The 19,658-nt window shown below is 70.3% G+C and carries 16 protein-coding genes, 1 other RNA gene and 1 pseudogene; 14 read left to right on the top strand and 4 right to left on the bottom strand.

What is annotated here, in order from left to right; translation table 11 throughout:
- Position 1 precedes the first annotated feature (1 nt).
- Both HEP75_RS17775 and HEP75_RS17770 read right to left on the bottom strand, forming a co-directional pair.
- Entirely contained in the window at positions 2–370 is a 369-nt protein-coding gene (locus tag HEP75_RS17775) for a YraN family protein (protein ID WP_185824389.1), read from the bottom strand.
- On the bottom strand, positions 360–2,087 hold the full coding sequence (locus HEP75_RS17770; RefSeq protein ID WP_185820983.1) for a penicillin-binding protein activator: 1,728 nt from the start codon (positions 2,085–2,087) through the stop codon (positions 360–362). The genes HEP75_RS17775 and HEP75_RS17770 overlap by 11 nt, the downstream gene beginning before the upstream one ends.
- An 81-nt stretch (positions 2,088–2,168) precedes the next feature.
- On the opposite strand from HEP75_RS17770, the gene rsmI reads away from it, so the two are divergent.
- Complete coding sequence (gene rsmI, locus HEP75_RS17765; protein ID WP_185820982.1) at positions 2,169–2,993, top strand: 16S rRNA (cytidine(1402)-2'-O)-methyltransferase; 825 nt, start codon at positions 2,169–2,171, stop codon at positions 2,991–2,993.
- A gap of 193 nt (positions 2,994–3,186) precedes the next feature.
- On the opposite strand, the gene rnpB is transcribed toward rsmI, so the two are convergent.
- Both rnpB and HEP75_RS17755 read right to left on the bottom strand, forming a co-directional pair.
- An RNA gene (gene rnpB, locus HEP75_RS17760) (RNase P RNA component class A) lies at positions 3,187–3,553 on the bottom strand.
- A 57-nt stretch (positions 3,554–3,610) separates the two neighbouring features.
- Positions 3,611–4,399: an NRDE family protein gene (locus tag HEP75_RS17755; RefSeq protein WP_185824388.1), complete on the bottom strand. Its 789-nt coding sequence runs from the start codon at positions 4,397–4,399 to the stop codon at positions 3,611–3,613.
- Between the two features lie 373 nt (positions 4,400–4,772).
- Between HEP75_RS17755 and HEP75_RS17750 the strand changes: the two genes are divergently transcribed.
- The 13 genes and pseudogenes from HEP75_RS17750 (at position 4,773) to ftsA (ending at position 19,632) form a co-directional block, all read left to right on the top strand.
- Positions 4,773–5,174, top strand: a complete 402-nt coding sequence (locus HEP75_RS17750; RefSeq protein WP_255424114.1) for a division/cell wall cluster transcriptional repressor MraZ — start codon at positions 4,773–4,775, stop codon at positions 5,172–5,174.
- A gap of 14 nt (positions 5,175–5,188) precedes the next feature.
- Positions 5,189–6,238, top strand: coding sequence for a 16S rRNA (cytosine(1402)-N(4))-methyltransferase RsmH (rsmH, locus tag HEP75_RS17745; RefSeq protein ID WP_185826641.1), 1,050 nt, complete (start codon positions 5,189–5,191; stop codon positions 6,236–6,238).
- Positions 6,235–6,498, top strand: a complete 264-nt coding sequence (gene ftsL, locus HEP75_RS17740) for a cell division protein FtsL (RefSeq protein ID WP_185813911.1) — start codon at positions 6,235–6,237, stop codon at positions 6,496–6,498. The genes rsmH and ftsL overlap by 4 nt, the downstream gene beginning before the upstream one ends.
- Positions 6,495–8,360, top strand: coding sequence for a penicillin-binding transpeptidase domain-containing protein (locus tag HEP75_RS17735; protein ID WP_185824387.1), 1,866 nt, complete (start codon positions 6,495–6,497; stop codon positions 8,358–8,360). Before ftsL ends, HEP75_RS17735 begins: the two co-directional genes overlap by 4 nt.
- Complete coding sequence (locus HEP75_RS17730; RefSeq protein ID WP_185824386.1) at positions 8,357–9,850, top strand: UDP-N-acetylmuramoyl-L-alanyl-D-glutamate--2,6-diaminopimelate ligase; 1,494 nt, start codon at positions 8,357–8,359, stop codon at positions 9,848–9,850. The genes HEP75_RS17735 and HEP75_RS17730 overlap by 4 nt, the downstream gene beginning before the upstream one ends.
- Complete coding sequence (gene murF, locus HEP75_RS17725; RefSeq protein ID WP_185824385.1) at positions 9,847–11,379, top strand: UDP-N-acetylmuramoyl-tripeptide--D-alanyl-D-alanine ligase; 1,533 nt, start codon at positions 9,847–9,849, stop codon at positions 11,377–11,379. Before HEP75_RS17730 ends, murF begins: the two co-directional genes overlap by 4 nt.
- Entirely contained in the window at positions 11,369–12,454 is a 1,086-nt protein-coding gene (gene mraY, locus HEP75_RS17720; RefSeq protein WP_185813907.1) for a phospho-N-acetylmuramoyl-pentapeptide-transferase, read from the top strand. Before murF ends, mraY begins: the two co-directional genes overlap by 11 nt.
- Positions 12,454–13,773 carry a putative lipid II flippase FtsW gene (ftsW, locus tag HEP75_RS17715; protein WP_185824384.1) on the top strand — a complete coding sequence of 440 codons (1,320 nt, stop codon included), beginning with the start codon at positions 12,454–12,456 and terminating at the stop codon, positions 13,771–13,773. The genes mraY and ftsW overlap by 1 nt, the downstream gene beginning before the upstream one ends.
- A pseudogene (murG, locus tag HEP75_RS17710) lies at positions 13,770–14,897 on the top strand (undecaprenyldiphospho-muramoylpentapeptide beta-N-acetylglucosaminyltransferase); the annotation flags it as partial. The gene ftsW and the pseudogene murG, both read left to right, overlap by 4 nt.
- A 140-nt stretch (positions 14,898–15,037) precedes the next feature.
- Positions 15,038–16,474, top strand: a complete 1,437-nt coding sequence (gene murC, locus HEP75_RS17705) for a UDP-N-acetylmuramate--L-alanine ligase (RefSeq protein WP_185824382.1) — start codon at positions 15,038–15,040, stop codon at positions 16,472–16,474.
- Positions 16,471–17,430 (top strand): D-alanine--D-alanine ligase, encoded by a 960-nt coding sequence (locus HEP75_RS17700; protein ID WP_185824381.1) that lies wholly within the window; start codon positions 16,471–16,473, stop codon positions 17,428–17,430. Before murC ends, HEP75_RS17700 begins: the two co-directional genes overlap by 4 nt.
- Before the next feature lie 127 nt (positions 17,431–17,557).
- Positions 17,558–18,400: a cell division protein FtsQ/DivIB gene (locus HEP75_RS17695; protein WP_185824380.1), complete on the top strand. Its 843-nt coding sequence runs from the start codon at positions 17,558–17,560 to the stop codon at positions 18,398–18,400.
- A complete protein-coding gene (ftsA, locus tag HEP75_RS17690) occupies positions 18,397–19,632 on the top strand; it encodes a cell division protein FtsA (RefSeq protein ID WP_003465508.1) in 1,236 nt (411 codons plus the stop codon). Before HEP75_RS17695 ends, ftsA begins: the two co-directional genes overlap by 4 nt.
- Positions 19,633–19,658: the final 26 nt, after the last annotated feature.

Genomic DNA, 19,658 nt, shown 5'->3' with positions numbered 1-19,658 from the left:
GTCAGCAGTCGTCGGCGCGGAACGCGTCGCGCAGCCAGGTCAGCCGTGGCGGTTCGCCTTTGGCCTCGACCACGTCGAAACGGCACGGCCAGTTCGCGTAGTGCGGATGCGCGGCCAGGAACAATTGCGCCGCCAACACCAGCCGGCGGCGCTTGCGCAGGTCGACCGAGGCGGCGCCGCCGCCGAATGCGTCGTTGCGCCGGTAGCGCACCTCGACGAACACCAGGCAGTTCGCCTGCTGCATCACCAGGTCCAGTTCGCCGCCGCGGTAGCGCACGTTCGCGGCGATCAGCTGCAGCCCGGCGCGCTCCAGTTCGGCGCGCGCCGCCGCTTCCACGTCGTTGCCGCGTTGCCGGCGGTCAACGCCCATCGGGCAGCGGCGTCGCGCGCCCGCCGCTGAAGGTGGACCAGGCCGGGGTGCGCAGGATGTTGCCGAAGCCGTCCAGGTGCAGCACGCCGGTGGCGCCGCGCAGGTTGGCTTCGGCGCCGGTGGCGAGCTTCTCCAGGTAGGCGCTGATCTGCCAGGCGTCGTAGCCGAACGCGAACAGGCGCGCGCCCGGGCCGCGCGCGGTCGGCAGCGTTTCGGCCACGCTGGTCGCCGCCGGCAGGCCGCCGACGCCGCGCACGTTCCACAGTTCGCTCGGGTAGGCGATGCCGTCCAGCACCAGATCGTCCTCCGGCTTGCCGGTGCCGAGCACCAGCTGCGAGGTCGCCACCCGGCTCTTGCCGGCGAAACCGGCCAGCGCCAGTTGCGGCGCCAGCGCGCGCGCGGTGCCGCCCTTCACCGCCAGGAACACCGCGTCGGCAGCGCCGGCGTTGCGCAGCTGCGCGCCGACATCGCCCGGCACCTCGGCCACGCTGACGCTGGCCGCGACCTTGCCGCCGCGCTCGCTGAAGCGCTCGCGGAACGCGGCCACCGCGCGGCGGCCGTTGTCGTCGTTGCTGCCGATCACCAGCGCGTTGCGGCGCTCGTGCGCCAGCAGGTACTCGGCGGCGGCGATGCCGTCGTCTTCCGGCGCCAGCGAGAAGCCGGCGCTGCCGGCGGGCGGCGCGCTGGTGCCGCGGTTCAGCGCCAGCAGCGGCACCGGCAGCGCGTCGCGCGCGAACAGCGCGCTGACCTCGTCGCGTCCGAGCGGACCGACCACGAAGTCGGCGCCACTGTCGATCGCCTTCTGGTACGCGGCCAGCGCGCCGGCCGCGGTGCCGGTGGTGTCGATGAAGTTGATCTCCGGGCGGCGCCGGGTCTCGCCGTAGTAGCCGGCGAGCAGGCCGTCGCGTACCGGCGCGGCCGCGGTCGCCAGGGTGCCGCTCAGCGGCAGCAGCACCGCCAGCTTGGCCGGCGGGCGGTAGCCGTCGCGCTCGGCCGGCGGCCGCTTGCTGGTGTCGAAGCCCCACTGCTCGCCGCGGTCGAACGGCCGCGGCAGCGCCAGGCCGCGGCTGATCAGCGCGCGCCCAGCGAAGTTGTACAGCGGATCGCCGGCCGGCAGCGCGGCGGCGCGCGCCTGCAGGGTGGCGTCGTTCAAGGCCGCCAACTGGCGCACGATGGCGCGCTGGTTGTCGCTGCGCGCCTGACCGGTCAGGCCGATATCGGCGCGGGCGCGTTCGTCCAGCGCCGCGGTGGCGTCGCCGGTGCCTTCCAGCGCCTGCGCGCGGGCCAGGTGCCAGCGCGCGCGCAGGTTCTGCGGCACCGCCTGCGGATCGCTGCCCAGCGCCTGCAGCGCCTGCGCGGGCTGCCGGTCGACCAACGCCAGCTCGGCGTTGACCAGGGCCAGCCGCACCTTGCTCAGGCCCGACAGCTGGCGCGGCTGCACCTGCGCGGCCAGGCTGCGCGCGCGGGCGACATCGCCGCCCTCGTACCAGGCGAAGGCGGCGTCGGCCAGCAACTGGTTGCGCTCGCTGCCGGTGGCGGTGGCGGCCTGCGCCTCGAGCTGCTGCGCCGCTTCCCGCGGTTTGCCCTGGTCGAGCAGCGCCAGCGCCGCGGATTGGGCCGGCGACGACGCGCTCTGCGTCACGCTGGTGGTGGCGCAGCCGGCGAACAGCAGCGCCAGCAGCGACAGGGCGGAAATCCTTGCGAATCGCTTGTTCATTTCTGGTCCATTCGGCAGGGCACGCCTGGGCGCGCCGGGGAAAACCGCTACGATTCTACCCTTGACCATGGAAAGCCGTAGATGAGCGCCCAGCCCGGAACCCTGCATGTCGTCGCCACGCCGATCGGCAATCTCGCCGACCTGACGCCGCGCGCGCAGGAGGTGCTGCGCGCGGTCGCCGCGATCTGCGCCGAGGACACCCGCCGCAGCGGCCAGCTGCTGTCGCACTTCGGCATCGACAAGCCTTTGGTCGCGCTGCACGAGCACAACGAGGACGCGCTGGCGCAGCGCATCGTCGCGCGCCTGCTCGGCGGCGAATCGCTGGCCCTGGTCAGCGACGCCGGCACCCCGCTGGTCAGCGACCCCGGCTACCGGCTGGTCCGCGCCGCGCGCGAGGCCGGGGTGCGGGTCAGCCCGGTGCCCGGCGCCTGCGCGGCGATCGCCGCGCTCAGCGTGGCCGGCCTGCCCAGCGACCGTTTCAGCTTCGAGGGCTTCCTGCCGGCCAAGGCCTCCGGCCGCCGCGAGCGCCTGGCGCGCCTGGCCGGCGAGCCGCGCACCCTGGTGTTCTACGAATCGGCGCACCGCATCGTCGAATCCCTGGCCGACTGCCGCGCCGCGTTCGGCGACGCGCGCCCGGCGGTGCTGGCGCGCGAGCTGACCAAGCTGTTCGAGACCGTGCTCGACGGCAGCCTGGCCGAGCTGCAGGCGCAGGTGGAAGCCGACGCCAACCAGCGCAAGGGCGAGTTCGTGCTGATCGTGCAGGGCGCCGGCGACGATGCCGACGCGCAACTGGCCGAGGGTCGCCGCGTCTACGCCACGCTCAGCGCGCACCTGCCGCCGTCCACCGCCGCCAAGCTGGCGGCGGAGATCACCGGCGCGCCGCGCAAGGCGTTGTACGGGGGCTGAGGTGGTCGCATACCGAGCGGATGCCGGCTGACCTGCAGCGGGCAATCGCGAACTGGCCTTTCCCAGGCGAATGCGCTGTCAGGCGACTGCCGGAATCGGAACCCTGCTTGCCCTAAAAGGCGTTGAGTCACAGCAAGGCCAAAGCCTCCGAACCCGGGAGTCTGGCCCGGAGTCTGGGGATTTTTTGAGAAAGTGGCGGAGCCGGCCGATAAGCCGGGTTCTGTCGTGGACAGTCATTCTTCTAGGCGCCGCGTCACCGCGGCGCTCGAGCAACCTACCCGGACCCGACGCGGGCAGCGCCATGAGGTCCCTATTTGGTCTTGCTCCAGGTGGGGTTTGCCGTACCGGTCCGTTACCGGACTCGCGGTGCGCTCTTACCGCACCATTTCACCCTTACCGGTCTGCTTGCGCAGACTTAGGCGGTATCTTTCTGTTGCACTGATCCGTCGGCTCGCGCCGCCCAGGCGTTACCTGGCACCTTGCCCTATGGAGCCCGGACTTTCCTCGGCACCCCGCTGCACCGAAATGCACCGGGATGACGCGACTGTCTGGCCGACTCCGCCGTGGGTATTGTCGCATGTGCGGCGCCGCCGCGCCGCGCGGTCCGGATTCCGCTCTTACCGGGTCCCGAGTCCCAAGTCCCCGGTCCCGAGCCCCTCCAGCCGCGTCTCCCCCAGGAACACCCCATCGGGGCCGAAGCGGCGCTCGTGGATCCAGCCGCGGCCGTCGCCGTCCGCCGCCACGATGGTGCTGGCGCGGGTGCCGTAGTCGTGGCCGCGGATGAAGGCCGGCGACAGGCGCCGTTCCAGCTCCAGGCCCACGCCGGTGTCGGGCAGCTGCGCGTCGGCGGCGACGGTCTCGTCGGCCAGCGCCCGCCATAGCGGGGACAGGTCCTCGTCGCCGGCGGCGATCCAGCCCGCCAGGACCTCGCACAGTCGCAGCGTTTTCGGCCACGGCGCATCCAGCGCACCGTTGGACATGCCATGGATGCCGGGCGCCAGCCGCTGCCGGGCCGGCGGGTGATTGCCGAGGTAGTCGGCGCCGGCGGCGTCGGCCAGCAGCAGGTTGAACGGCGGATAGGCGTCGGCGCGCAGCGCCAGGGCGTCGGCGAACGCGGCCGCCGGCTGGGCACCGGCCAGGTAGTCGGCGACCAGGGCGCCGCGCGAGGCGCCGGACATCGACGCCAGCGGGTCGCGCACGTTGGTGACCACGGTGCAGCGGCCGGCGTCGTCCAGGCCCACCCAGCTGCCGCCAGAACGCAGGTCGCGCCCGGCCAGCACCCGCTCCGCCGGCGCCGCCCAGCGCTGCAGCGGCGCGGTCGGGCGGGCGTGGAATTCGTCGCGGTTGCCGACCAGCAGCAGGCGCCAGCGCGGGTGCGATTCGAGGGCGAGGGCGACCAGGCACATAGGTGGCGGATTGTGCGGTTTTGCGCAGCGGCTTGCGAGCCGGTCGGTAGGGGCCGCGGCAGCTGGCCGCTGTCTTAACGCCTTGTGCACGGGGCTGAATTTCCGCTCAATCTCAAAATATGAGACGAAACAGCAACTTGTGGATAAGCTTTGAACAAGTCTCTAAAGAATGGCGCAAGCCATTGATGTGGCTAGCGATTTATCGCTCGCAAAGTTGTTGACAACCTTTCGGGCGCTGCTAAGGTGGGCACTCGAGGGGAAACCGGGTTTTTTGTGGTTTTTCGTGGTTCAATGACCGTCCAGGCGGATTTGGAAAGGTGTAGGCGTCGTGTTTCAGGGCGAGACCGCAATCACAGTGGACGACAAGGGGCGTATGGCGGTTCCCACCGCGTACCGCGACCTCGTCGTGCGCGCGAGCGGCAATCGGCTGGTGCTGACCTACAACCCGTTCGAAGCCGGATGCCTGTGGCTGTACGCGGAAAAGGAATGGGAACGGGTCCGTGACGACGTCATGGCCAAGCCCAACACCCAGCGCGTGGTGCGGATCCTGCAGCAGAAGCTGGTGGGTTCCTCTGCCGCGCTGGAGCTGGACGCCAACAGCCGCATCACCATCCCGCCGAGCCACCGCGCCGCGGTGGGCATCGAAAAGCGCGCCGTGCTGTTGGGCATGGGCGACAAGTTCGAACTATGGAGCGAGCAGGCTCATCGCGCACTGATCCAGCAGACATTGTCTGATGAGGATCTGGGCGATGGATTGCTCGATCTGAAGTTGTGAGCCGGGGTGTCCGGATGCGCGGACAGGCGCAGGCCGGTCACCTTCCGGTGTCGCAACCGCCGGCGGCGCATGTGTCGGTGTTGTTCGCGCAGGTCATGGACGGGCTGCAGGTGATCGAAGACGGAATCTATCTGGATGGCACGTTCGGGCGTGGCGGACACGCGCGCGGGGTGCTGCACAAACTCGGCCCAGGAGGCCGGCTGCTGTTGATGGACAAGGATCCCGAGGCGATCGCCGAAGCCGAACATGCGTTCGGTGGCGACGCGCGCGTGCGCATCCGCCGCGGCAGCTTCGCCGAACTCGGGCAATGGGACGCCGCTGCCGACCTGGACGGGGTGCTGTTCGACCTGGGCGTGTCCTCGCCGCAGCTGGACGTGGCCGCGCGCGGTTTCTCGTTCGGCAAGGACGGCCCGCTGGACATGCGCATGGATCCTGACGCCGGCGAGAGCGCTGCGCAGTGGCTGGCGCGCGCCGACGAACGCGCCATCGCCGACGTGCTGTGGACCTATGGCGACGAACGCCAGAGCCGGCGCATCGCCCGCGCGATCGTGGCGCGCCGCGCCGAGCAGCCGCTGACCCGCACCGCGCAGCTGGCCGAACTGATCGCCAGCGTGATGCCGCGCGGCGACAGCAAGACCCATCCGGCCACGCGCAGCTTCCAGGCGATCCGCATCCATATCAACCGCGAGCTGGCCGACCTCGAAGCCGGGCTGGACGCGGCGCTGGCCAGGCTCAAGCCGGGCGGACGCCTGGCGGTGATCAGCTTCCACTCGCTGGAAGACCGCATCGTCAAGCAGTTCATGAACCGCCACGCCAAGGCCCCGCCGAGCAACCGCCGCCTGCCCGAAGCGCAGCCGTTCGTGCCGACCCTGCAACTGCACGGCGGCGCGATCAAGGCCGACGCCGACGAACTGGCCGGCAACCCGCGTGCGCGCAGCGCGGTGCTGCGGGTGGCTGAGAAGCTGGGATTGGGGATTCGGGATTCGGGATTGGGAGAGCGCCCGTCCCGAATCCCCAATTCCGAATCCCCAATCCCGGCGTCTCCGTCAGGAGACGCCCAATGAGCCGGTTGCTGCTCATCGTCCTGCTCGCCTGCACCATCTCTTCGGCGATCGGGGTGGTGTACATGCGCCATCGCCATCGCCAGCTGTTCGTCGAGCTGTCGCGGCTGGAGCACAACCGCGACGAGCTGAACATCGAATTCGGCCGGCTGCAGCTGGAGCAGGCGACCTGGGCCGAAAGCAATCGCGTCGACCAGGTCGCGCGCGAGCGGCTGGGCATGAAGTTCCCGGAAACCGGCGACATCGTGGTGGTGCGGCCATGAGCAAGACCGGCCGCAACCGCCCGCGCAGCAACTTCAATCTCCGTGGCCGGCTGGTGCTGGTCGGTGCGGCGCTGAGCCTGTGCTCGGTCACCCTGATCGGCCGCGCCGCCTACGTGCAGATCATCAACAGCGATTTCTACCAGCGCCAGGGCGAGGCGCGCTACCTGCGCGAGCTGCCGATCGCGACCTCGCGCGGCATGATCACCGACCGCAACGGCGAGCCGCTGGCGGTGTCCACGCCGGTGGAGTCGATCTGGGTCAATCCGCAGGAACTGCTGCGCAATCCCGACCGCATCCCGCAGCTGGCGCAGGCGCTGGAACTGCCCAGCGACGAACTGGCCGCCAAGCTGTCGCAGAAGTCGGACAAGGAGTTCATGTACCTCAAGCGCCGGATCAATCCGGACAAGGCGCATGCGGTGGTCGCGCTGGGCATCCCGGGCGTGTTCTCGCAGCGCGAGTTCCGCCGCTTCTACCCGCAGGGCGAAGCGATGGCGCACGTGCTCGGCTTCACCAATATCGACGACCGCGGCCAGGAAGGGCTGGAGCTGGCGTTCGACGAGTGGCTGCGCGGCAAGCCCGGCTCCAAGCGCGTGATCCGCGACCGCAAGGGCGCGATCGTGGAGAGCATCGACCTGGTCAAGCCGGCCGAGCCGGGCAAGGACCTGACCCTCAGCATCGATCGCCGCATCCAGTTCCTGGCCTACAAGGAGCTGCGCAACGCGCTGGTGGAAAACAACGCCGCCGGCGGTTCGATCGTGGTGATGGACGTGGCCACCGGCGAGATCATGGCGATGGTCAACCTGCCGACCTACAACCCGAACTCGGTCACCGGGGTCAATTCCGATGCGCGCCGCAACCGCGCGGTCACCGACCTGGTCGAGCCGGGGTCGACGATGAAGCCGTTGACCATCTCCACCGCGCTCAAGGCCGGGGTGGTGACCAAGGACACGCTGATCGACACCAACCCGGGCTACATGGCGATCGGCCGCTTCACCATCAAGGACGTGCCGCGCAACAACGGCGTGCTGACCGTGACCGGCGTGATCACCCGCAGCTCCAATATCGGCGCGGCCAAGATCGCGGCCAAGCTGCCGGACCAGACCTTCTACGACCAGATCCACAGCTACGGCTACGGCAGCGCCCCGCACAGCGGTTTCCCCGGCGAATCGGCCGGCGTGCTGCCGTCGCCGGGACGCTGGAGCGGGTCGTCCAAGACCACCATGTCCTACGGCTACGGCCTGTCGGTGACGCCGCTGCAGATCGCGCGCGCGTACTGCGCGCTCGGCAACGGCGGCAAGCTGGTCACGCCGACCTTCATCAAGGGCCAGCACGAGGACACGAAGGAAGTGCTGAGCCCGGCGATCGCCAAGGAAGTGGTGTCGATGATGGAAACCGTGGTGACCCAGGGCGGCGCCAAGGGCGCGGCGATCCTTGGCTACCACGTCGCCGGCAAGACCGGCACCGCGCGCCTGAACGGCCCCGGCGGCTATATCCGCGGGCACTACAACGCGCTGTTCGCCGGCCTGGTGCCGGCAAGCAATCCGCGCTTCGCCACGGTCATCGTGATCAACGATCCGCAGGGCGCCAAGTACTACGGTGGCCTGGTCTCGGCACCGGTGTTCCACAACGTGATGGAAGGCGCGCTGCGGCTGATGGACGTGCCGCCGGACGACATCCAGGCATGGCTGGCGGCGCAGGCCGCAGGCAAGAGCGGCCATGCGCCGCCGCCGGTGCCGGTGGAACCGGACCCGGCCGTGGTGCCCGACGCCGCCGCCGAGGTCGAAGCCGCGCTGCCGAGCGCGCGCGCCGTCGCGCCGCCGCCGGCCGCGCAGCCGGTGCCGTTGCAGGAGACGCATCAGTGAGCCGCGCGCTGCCGCTGTCTAAGCTGCTGCCGGACGTGGCGCTGGCGCGCGACGTGCAGGTGTCCGGGCTGGTCATGGACAGCCGTGCGGTGCGCGCCGGCGATGCGTTCGTGGCGATCGCCGGGTTCGGCGCGCACGGGCTGGGCTTCGTCGCGCAGGCGCAGGCCAATGGCGCCGCGGCGATCCTGTTCGAACCGCCGGCCCCGGCCGAGTTGCCGGCCCCGGCCGACGCGATCGCGGTGCCGGGCCTGCGTGCGCGCATGGGCGCGATGGCCGACCAGTTCCACGGCCATCCGTCGCAGACGATGACCATGGTCGGGGTCACCGGCACCAACGGCAAGACCTCCACCGTGCAGCTGCTGGCGCAGGCCTGGCAGTGCCTGGGCACGCGCAGCGGCAGCATCGGCACGCTCGGCGTCGGCCTGTACGGCGACGTGGTGCCGACCGGTTTCACCACGCCGCTGGTGCTGCAGACGCACGCGCTGCTGGCGCAGCTGCGCGACGCCGGCGCGCAGGCGGTGGCGATGGAAGTGAGTTCGCACGCGTTGGACCAGGGCCGCGTGGATGCGGTGCACTTCGACGTGGCGGTGTTCACCAATCTCACCCGCGACCATCTGGACTACCACGGCGACATGGCCGGCTATGGCGCGGCCAAGGCGCGGCTGTTCGCTACGCCGGGGCTGAAGGCGGCGGTGGTCAATCTAGACGACGCGTTCGGCCGCGAGCTGCTGGCGACCCTTGATCCGGAACTGCGCGGCATAGGCGTCAGTTCGCGCGGCCAGGCCGGCGCCACCCTGCGCGCCGAGGCGCTGCGCCTGGACGCGCGCGGCATCGGTTTCGACCTGCTTATCGACGGTGCGCACCATTCGGTGCAGTCGCCGCTGCTTGGCCGCTTCAACGTGGACAACCTGCTGGCCGTGGCCGGCGCGCTGTACGCGCTGGACGTGGCGCCGGCGCGTATCGCCGCGACGCTGTCGCAGCTGCAGCCGATCCGCGGGCGCATGAACCGCCTCGGTGGCAGCGACGCGCAGCCGCTGCTGGTGATCGATTACGCGCACACCCCGGACGCGCTGGAGCAGGCGCTGGACAGCCTGCGCGGCCACGCCCACGGCCGCCTGCTGTGCGTGTTCGGTTGCGGCGGCGAGCGTGACACCGGCAAGCGCCCGCAGATGGCGGCGATCGCGCAGCGCCTGGCCGATGCGGTGATCGTCACCGACGACAATCCGCGCGGCGAGGACGGCGATCGCATCGTCGCCGACATCCTGGCCGGGTTCACCGACCTGCAGGCGGTGCGCGTGCAGCGCGACCGCGCGCAGGCCATCGCCCTGGCCGTGGCCGAAGCCGGCCCCGACGACATCGTGCTGATCGCCGGCAAGGGCCACGAGCCGTACCAGGAAATCGCCGGTATCCAGCATCCGTTCGACGACAACGAGGTCGCCGCGCAGGCGCTGCAGGCGCGCGCCGCACCGACCGTGGAGCACGCCCGATGAAGCGCCTGCCGCTGTCGATGATCGCGCACTGGGCCGGCGCCGAGCTGCACGGCGACGATGTGGCGATCGATGCGATCGCCCACGACACCCGCACGCTGGCGCCGGGCAGCCTGTACGTGGCGCTGCGCGGCGAGCGTTTCGACGGTCACGACTTCGTCGCCGATGCCGCCGCGCGCGGCGCCAGCGCATTGCTGGTGGAACTGCTGCAGCCGCAAATCGAATTGCCGCAGATCCTGGTCGCCGACACCCAGTTGGCATTGGCGCGGATCGCCGCCGGCATGCAGCGCGGCCGCGCCACGCGGGTGGCCGCGATCACCGGCAGCAACGGCAAGACCAGCGTCAAGGCGCTGCTGCTGGCGATCCTGCAGCATGCCTGCCGTGTGAACGGCGGCAGCGTCTACGCCAATCCCGGCAACCGCAACAACGAGATCGGCCTGCCGCTGGCGGTGATCGAAGCGCCGGACGCGGCCGACTACGCGATCTACGAGATGGGCGCGGGCAAGCCGGGCGATATCGCCTACCTGACCGACATCGTCGCCCCGCATGCGGCGCTGGTGAACAACATCGCCCCGGCGCATCTGGAGCGGATGGGCAGCCTGCTCGGCGTCGCCGAGACCAAGGGTGCGATCTACGCCGCACTGAGCGCCGACGGCACCGCGGTGATCAATGCCGACGACGCGTTCGGGCTGTGGTTCGAACAGCGCCTGCCGGCGCCGCTGGCCCCGCGCGTGCTGCGCTTCGGCCTGCAGGCCAGCGCCGAGGTCAGCGCCACGCAGCTGCGCATGCGCGCGGACCGCTCGCAGTTCGTGCTGGTCACCCCACAGGGCGAGATCGAGACCACGCTGCCGTTGCCGGGCCGGCACAACCTGATGAACGCACTGGCCGCCGCCTCGCTGGCGCTGGCGCTGGACATCGCGCCGGCGCTGATCGCCGCGGGCCTGGCGCAGGTGCAGCCGGTGCCGGGCCGACAGATCGCGCACACGCTGCCCGGCGGCGCGGTGCTGATCGACGACAGCTACAACGCCAATCCCGGTTCGCTGGCCGCGGCGATCGACGCACTGGCCGCGGCCGGCGGCGAGCGCTGGCTGGTGCTGGGCGACATGCGCGAACTCGGCGACGGCGCCGAGGCGCTGCACGCCAGCGGCGGCCGCCGCGCCCGCGATGCCGGCCTGACCCGGCTGTACGCGCTGGGTCCGCTCAGCGCCGTCGCCGCGCAGGCGTTCGGCGAGAACGGCCGCGTGTTCGACAGCCATGCGGCGTTGATCGCCGCGCTGCGTGCGGACCTTCGTGCGGCCGGGACTCGGGACTCGGGACTCGGGACTCGGCAACAGCAGGATCAAGATCAGGAACCAAAGCAAATGCATGAGAACACTGGCGCGGCGGCAGATGGCGTTGCGCCTTTACGAGTCCCGAGTCCCGAGTCCCGAGTCCCGGCCACGCTTCTGGTCAAAGGTTCCCGCGGCAGCGCCATGGACAAGATCGTGAGCGCGCTGCTGGCGCAGGGAGAGGAGGCGCCGCATGCTGCTTGAACTGTCCCGCTGGCTGCAGCAGCTGGAGAGCCTGTTCGGGCTGTTCGGCTACCTCACCTTCCGCGGCATCCTCGCGGCGCTGACCTCGCTGTTCCTGTCGCTGTGGCTGGGTCCGGCGGTGATCCGCAAGCTGGCGCAGTTCAAGGGCGGCCAGCCGATTCGTCAGGACGGCCCGCAGAGCCATTTCTCCAAGGCCGGCACGCCGACCATGGGCGGCTCGATGATCCTGCTGACCGTGCTGCTGTCGGTGCTGCTGTGGGGCGACCTGCGCAACCGCTACGTGTGGCTGGTGCTGGCGGTGATGCTGGCGTTCGGCGTGATCGGCTGGTACGACGACTGGATCAAGATCGTGCGCCGCGACCCGAACGGGCTGAAATCGCGCTGGAAGTACCTGCTGCAGTCGATCTTCGGCCTGGCTGCGGGCCTGTTCCTGTACTACACCGCCGACGTGCCGGCCGCGATCACCTTCTACATTCCGATGTTCAAGTCGATCGCGCTGCCGCTGGCCGGGATCAGCTTCGTCGCCATCGCCTACTTCTGGATCGTCGGCTTCTCCAACGCGGTCAACCTGACCGACGGCCTGGATGGGCTGGCGATCATGCCGACCGTGCTGGTGGCCTGCGCGCTGGGCGTGTTCGCCTACGCCTCGGGCAACGCGGTGTTCTCCGCCTATCTGAAGATTCCCTCGATCCCCGGTGCCGGCGAGCTGATCATCATCTGCGCGGCGATCGCCGGCGCGGGGCTGGGCTTCCTGTGGTTCAACACCTACCCGGCGATGGTGTTCATGGGCGACATCGGCGCGCTGGCGCTGGGCGCGGTGCTCGGCACCATCGCGGTGATCGTGCGCCAGGAACTGGTGCTGGTGATCATGGGCGGCGTGTTCGTGGTCGAGACGCTGTCGGTGATGATCCAGGTCGCCTCGTTCAAGCTCACCGGCAAGCGCGTGTTCCGCATGGCGCCGATCCACCACCACTTCGAGCTGAAGGGCTGGCCCGAGCCGCGGGTGATCGTGCGCTTCTGGATCATCTCGGTGGTGCTGGTGCTGGTCGGCCTGGCCACGTTGAAGGTGCGCTGATGAACGACCCCGCGCGCCAGGCAACCCGACTCGAGGCCATCGGCGGCCGCTACGACCCGTGGCTGCTCGGCGCCGTGGTGGCGCTGGCCTCGCTGGGCGTGGTGATGGTCGGTTCCAGCTCGATCGAGCTGACCGTCAGCCCGTTCTACTACCTGACCCGGCATCTGCTGTTCCTGGCCGGCGGCATCGGCCTGGCGATCTGGACGATGCGTACCGAGCTGAAGAACATCGAGCAGTACAACCAGCTGCTGCTGCTGGCCTGCTTCGGCCTGCTGATCGTGGTGTTCGTGCCCGGCCTGGGCAGCAGCGTCAACGGCGCGCGGCGCTGGATCAACCTGGGCATCTCCAAGTTCCAGACCGTGGAAGCGGTCAAGGTGCTGTACATCGTGTGGCTGTCCAGCTACCTGGTGCGCTTCCGCGACGAGGTCAACGCCACCTGGCCGGCGATGCTCAAGCCGCTGGGCGTGGCGGTGGCGCTGGTCGGCCTGCTGCTGATGCAGCCGGACTTCGGTTCCTCCACGCTGCTGCTGGCGATCACCGCCGGCATGCTGGTGCTGGGCGGGGTCAACCTGCCGCGCATGTCGATGCCGATCGTGATCGGCCTGCCGGTGTTCGCCTTCATCGCGATCCTGGAACCGTACCGCCTGCGCCGCATCACCTCGTTCCTGGACCCGTGGGCCGACCAGCTCGGCTCCGGCTACCAGCTGTCCAACGCGCTGATGGCGGTGGGCCGCGGCGAACTGTTCGGGGTCGGCCTGGGCGGCTCGGTGCAGAAGCTCAACTACCTGCCCGAAGCGCACACCGATTTCATCTTCTCGGTGATCGCCGAGGAGCTGGGCTTCACCGGCGTGTGCCTGATCATCGCGCTGTACGCGCTGCTGGTCGGGCGCGCGTTCTGGCTGGGCATGCGCTGCGTGGAAATGAAGCGCCACTTCTCCGGCTACATCGCCTTCGGCATCGGCCTGTGGATCAGCCTGCAGAGCTTCGTCTCGGTCGGCGTGAATCTGGGCATCCTGCCGACCAAGGGCCTGACGCTGCCGCTGATCTCCGCCGGCGGTTCCAGCGTACTGATGACCTGCGTGGCGATGGGCCTGCTGCTGCGCGTGTCCTACGAACTCGATCGCGCCGAACGTCAGGTGGCGAAGGTGCGCAGCGATGCGGCGCCGGTCAGGCAGACCGTGGACAGTGCCGAGGACCTGCAGGCCGCACGCGAGGCCAGCGCCAGCGCGGTGGCCGCGGCGATCCAGGCCGGCACCCCGGCGCGCGGCACCAGCCGCATGCAGCCGCGGGTCGAGCCGACCTTCGGGAGGCTGGGATGAGCGTGTCCGTGCCGATGACCAGCACCGTCGTGACCGACGCTGCGTCGCGCCCGGTGATGATCCTCGCCGGTGGCACCGGCGGGCACATCTTCCCGGCGCTGGCGGTGGCCAAGGTGCTGCGCGCGCGCGGCGTGCCGGTGGTGTGGCTGGGCGCGGCCGGGCGCATGGAAACGCAACTGGTGCCGCAGCACGGCATCGAGATCGACACCATCGAGATTGGCGGGCTGCGCGGCAAGGGCGCGCTGGCGCTGTTCGGCGCGCCGCTGCGGGTCATGCGCGCGATCCGCGCCGCCGGTTTCGTGTTGCGCCGGCGCATGCCGCGCGCGGTGGTCAGCTTCGGCGGCTTCGCCGCCGGCCCCGGCGGCATCGCCGCACGCCTGATGAAACTGCCGCTGCTGGTGCACGAACAGAACCGCGCCCCGGGCCTGACCAACAAGGTGCTGTCGCGCGTCGCGCGTCGCGTGCTGACCGGGTTTCCGGGCAGCTTCGCCGCGCGCGAGGAAGCGGTGGGCAATCCGGTGCGCGCCGAGATCGCCGCGCTGGCGCCGCCGGCGCAACGCTTCGCCGCACGCGACGGCGCGGTGCGCCTGCTGGTGCTCGGCGGCAGCCAGGGCGCGCGCGCGCTGAACCAGGCGCTGCCGCGCGCGCTGGCCGCGCTCGGCGCGCAGGTCGAAGTGCGCCACCAGTGCGGCGAGAAACTGCGCGACGAAGCGGCCCAGGCCTATGCCGACGCCGGCGTCGCCGCCAGCGTCGAAGCCTTCATCGGCGACATGGCCGCCGCCTACGCCTGGGCCGACCTGATCGTGTGCCGCGCCGGCGCCTCGACCCTGGCCGAACTGTGCGCGGTCGGCATCGGCAGCGTGCTGGTGCCGTTCGCCGCCGCGGTCGACGACCACCAGACCCGCAACGCCGAGTACCTGGTCGAACGCGGCGCCGCCGTGCTGCTGAAGCAGGACGACGCCCTGGCGACCAACCTGCAGGGCGTGCTGCGCGACCTGCTCGGCAACCCTGCACGCCGCCTGTCCATGGCCGATGCCGCGCGCAGCCTGGCCAAGCCGGATGCGGCCGAGCGGATCGCGGACATCATTCTGGAAGAGGCCGGGAGTCGGGATTCGGGATTGGGGATTCGTAAAGAGCAGGAGCACAAGCAGGACACCATGCAGACATCCGTACAGGGCGAGGCGCCGCGGCAACAGGCCACCGGCGACGCCACCAATCCCCAATCCCCAATCCCCAATCCCGGCACCTCCGCCGGAGGTGCCCTGTGATCCGCCGCCTCCACGACACCGGCGACCTGGTCCGCGCGTTTCCGCGCGTGCACTTCGTCGGCATCGGCGGCACCGGCATGAGCGGCATCGCCGAGGTCATGCTGACCCTGGGCTACGAAGTGTCTGGGTCGGACAACGCCGACAACGCGGCGACCCGGCGCCTGGTCACGCTCGGTGCGCGGGTGATGCGCGGGCATTCGGCGGCCAACGTGCTCGGCACCGACTGCGTGGTCGTATCCAGCGCGATCCGCGACGACAACCCGGAACTGATGGAGGCGCGCAGCCAGCGCATCCCGATCATGCCGCGCGCGGCGATGCTGGCCGAGCTGATGCGCTTCCGCCGCGGCATCGCGGTGGCCGGCACGCACGGCAAGACCACCACCACCAGCCTGGCCGCGGCGGTGCTCAGCGAAGGCGGGCTGGACCCGACCTTCGTCATCGGCGGGCAGCTGCTCGCCGCCGGCGCCAACGCCAAGCTCGGCGGCGGCCAGTGGCTGGTGGCCGAGGCCGACGAGAGCGATGGCAGCTTCCTGCGCCTGAATCCGCTGATCTCGGTGATCACCAACATCGACGCCGATCACCTGGAGAACTACGGCAACGATTTCGCCCGGGTGCAGGCCGCGTTCGCCGAATTCCTGCAGCGCCTGCCGTTCTACGGCCTGGCCGTGCTGTGCATCGACGATCCGGAAGTGGCCGCGCTGGCCGCCAAGACCCCGCGTCACGTGATGAGCTACGGCTTCAGCGAGAACGCCGACGTGCGCGCCGAGGACGTGGTCCAGGACGGCCCGCGCATGCGCTTCACCCTGCGCCTGCCAGAAGGCAGCAGCACGCCGGTGACGCTGGCCTTGCCCGGCCGGCACAACGTGCTCAACGCGCTGGCCGCCGCCGCCATCGGCTGGCAGCTGGGCGTAGCGCCTGAGGCGATCGCCAGTGCGCTGCAGAGCTTCGCCGGCATCGGCCGCCGCTTCAACGACCTGGGCGAAGTGACCACCGCCGCCGGCGCCCGCGTGCGCCTGGTCGACGACTATGGCCACCATCCGCGCGAACTGGCCGCGGTGTTCGCCGCCGCGCGCGGCGGCTGGCCGGACAAGCGCCTGGTGGTCGCGTTCCAGCCGCACCGCTACAGCCGCACCCGCGACCAGTTCGACGCGTTCGCCGCGGTGCTGTCGGAAGTCGATGCGTTGGTGCTCAGCGAGGTCTACCCGGCCGGCGAAGCGCCGATCCCCGGCGCCGACGCGCGCTCGCTGGCGCGCGCGATCCGTGCGCGCGGGCGCAGCGAGCCGGTGGTGGTCGGGCAAGTCGCCGAACTGAGCGAAGTGCTGCCGGACGTGCTGCAGGACGGCGATCTGCTGTTGATGATGGGCGCAGGCGACATCGGCTACGTCGCCCAGCACATCGCGCAGGACGGGTTCGTTAGCGGAGCCAAGCCATGAACGCACAGAATTTCGCGCCGCCGCGCCACACCGACCCGGCCGTGTTCGGCCGCGTCGCGGTGCTGCTCGGCGGCACCTCCAGTGAGCGCGAGGTGTCGCTGGATTCGGGCCGCAACGTACTCGAGGCGCTGCGCGCGCGCGGCGTCGACGCGGTCGCGGTGGACGGCATTCCTGCGTTGGCGCAGGCATTGGTCGACAAGCGCTTCGATCGCGTGTTCAACGTGCTGCACGGCCACAACGGCGGCGGCGAAGACGGGATCGTGCAGGGCCTGATGGATGCGTTCGGCGTGCCGTACACCGGCTCGCCGGTGCTCGGCTCGGCGCTGAGCATGGACAAGGTGCGGACCAAGCAGGTGTGGCTGTCGCTGGGCCTGCCGACGCCGCGCTACGTGCGCCTGGCGGCGACCGCGCAAGCGGACGCGATCCGCGCCGCGGCCGCACAACTGGGCCTGCCGGTGATCGTCAAGCCGGCCAACGAAGGCTCCAGCGTCGGCGTGACCCGCGTGTTCGAGCCGGCGCAGCTGGACGAGGCGGTGGCCCTGGCCGCGCGCTACGACGGCGAACTGCTGATGGAGCAGATGGTCGTCGGCGACGAGCTGACCGTGGCCATTCTCGGCGACACCGCGCTGCCGTCGATCCGCATCGTGCCCAAGGGCCAGTGGTACGACTACCACGCCAAGTACGTGGCCGAGGACACCCAGTACCTGTGCCCGGGCCTGGACGGCGACGACGAGCGCGCCCTGGGCGAACTGGCGCTGGCCGCATTCCGCGCCGCCGGCTGCCGCGGCTGGGGCCGCGTGGACGTGATGCGCGACGGCAACAGTGGCGATTTCGCGCTGCTGGAAGCCAACACCGCGCCGGGCATGACCAGCCACTCGCTGGTGCCCAAGGCCGCACGCCAGGCCGGCATCGATTTCGAAGAACTGGTGTGGCGCGTGCTGGAGCAGACGCTGTGAAGCCGGGATTCGGGATTGGGGATTCGGGATTCGCACAGCGGCAGCATCGTGCTGCCGGTGAGTCCTGCTGTGCGCTTTGCGCGAATCCCCAATGCCGAATCCCGAATCCCACGGCACGGAGTGCCGCATGACCGCCCTCCTGCGCATCCTGGCCTGGCTGCTGGCGCTGGCATTGGTCGCGTTGCCGGTGGTGGCGGTGCTCAACGGCTGGGTCGGCGCCGAGCGCTGGCCGCTGAGCCGGTTGCAGGTCAGCGGCGATTTCAAGCGCGTGCCGGCTGAGCAGTTGCGCCAGGTGGTGTTGCCGTACGCACGCCGCGGTTTCTTCGCGGTCCGCCTGCAGGACGCGCAGGACGCGATCGAGCGGCTGCCGTGGGTGGAAAGCGCGCGGGTGCGCAAGCGCTGGCCGGACGTGCTGGAAGTGCGCGTCACCGAGCACCGTCCGTTCGCGCGCTGGGGCAGCGACCGCATGCTGTCCGAGCAGGGCCGCATCTTCGCCTTGCCGAGCGAATTGCGCGGCATGGCGTTACCGCAACTGGCCGGTCCGGATGCCAAGGCGCAGGACGTGGTCGCGCTGTACAACGAATCGCGCGCGCTGTTCGCGCCGGCCGGGCTGCAGGTCGACGGCGTGGCGATGGACGCGCGCGGCAGCTGGTCGCTGCAATTGGGCAACGGCGTGCAGGTGGTGGTCGGCCGCGACGACGCCCGCGCGCGCCTGGCGCGCTTCGCCCGCGTGCTGCCGCAACTGGCCACGCCGGAACAGGCGCCGATCGCCCGCGCCGACCTGCGCTACACCAATGGATTTACCGTGGAGCGGGGAATCGTGAACCGGGAGCCGGGAATGGAGAAAAAGCCCGCGGCTCCGACCCAACCCGCGCGCCATGCGGCATTGGCCGACCCTCCATCCCCGCGCATGAGCCCGCTCTTCCCCATTCCCAATTCCCCATTCTCTATTCCCGGCTCCAAGACATGAACCGCAAAGGCGACAAATCCCTCATCGTTGGACTGGACATCGGCACCTCCAAGGTCGTCGCGCTGGTCGGCGAGTATTCGCCCGGCAATCCGATCGAGGTGATCGGCATCGGTTCGCACGAATCGCGCGGGCTCAAGCGCGGCGTGGTGGTGGACATCGAGTCCACCGTGCAGTCGATCCAGCGCGCGGTCGAGGAAGCGGAGCTGATGGCCGGCTGCGAGATCCGCTCGGTGTACGCGTCGATCTCCGGCAACCACGTGCAGTGCAAGAACTCGCCCGGCATCGTGCCGATCCGCGACGGAGAGGTCACCTGGAACGATCTGGACCGGGTGCTGGAAGCGGCCAAGGCGGTGGCGATCCCGGCCGACCAGCGCATCCTGCACGCGATCCCGCGCGAGTACGTGCTCGACGATTCGCAGGAAGGCATCCGCAACCCGGTCGGCATGACCGGCGTGCGCCTGGAGGTGCATGCGCACCTGGTGGTGTGCGCGCAGTCGGCCGCGGCCAACATCAGCAAGTGCGTGCAGCGCTGCGGCCTGCAGGTGGACGACCTGATCCTGTCCTCGCTGGCGTCCTCGGTCGCGGTGCTGACCGCCGACGAGCGCGAGCTGGGCGTGGTGCTGGTGGATATGGGCGCCGGCACCACCGACCTGGCGGTGTTCGTGCAGGGCGCGATCTGCCACACCGCCTCGCTGCCGATCGCCGGCGACCACGTCACCAACGACATCGCGCACATGCTGCGCACGCCCACCCCGGAAGCCGAGCAGATCAAGGTGCGCTATGCCTGCGCGCTGGCGCAGCTGGCCACCGCCGAGGAAAGCATTCAAGTGCCGAGCGTCGGTGACCGCCCGCCGCGGCGCATGCCGCGCCATTCGCTGGCGCAGGCGGTGCAGGGCCGCTACGAGGAAATCTTCGAGATGGTGCAGGCCGAACTGCGCCGCTCCGGCTTCGAGGAACTGGTGCGCGCCGGCATGGTGCTGACCGGCGGCGCCTCGAAGATGGAAGGCGTGGTCGAACTGGCCGAGGAAATGGTGCAGATGCCGGTCCGCGTGGGCATTCCGCAGCACGTCACCGGCCTGGGCGAAGTGGTCGGCAACCCGGTGCACGCCACCGGCGTGGGCCTGCTGCTGATGGGCAGCCAGATCGAACACCCCCGGCGTCCGTCGCTGCCCACCGGGCGCGCCGGCAGCCTGTTCAAGAAATTGAAGAATTGGTATCGCGGCGAGTTTTGAGGGCTGGGATTCGGGATTGGGGATTT

The sequence above is a fragment of the Xanthomonas sp. SI genome (assembly GCF_014236855.1).
Taxonomy (GTDB): domain Bacteria; phylum Pseudomonadota; class Gammaproteobacteria; order Xanthomonadales; family Xanthomonadaceae; genus Xanthomonas_A.
The sequence above is the reverse complement of the archived record's forward strand: the minus strand, read 5'-3'. Positions and strand labels throughout refer to the sequence as shown.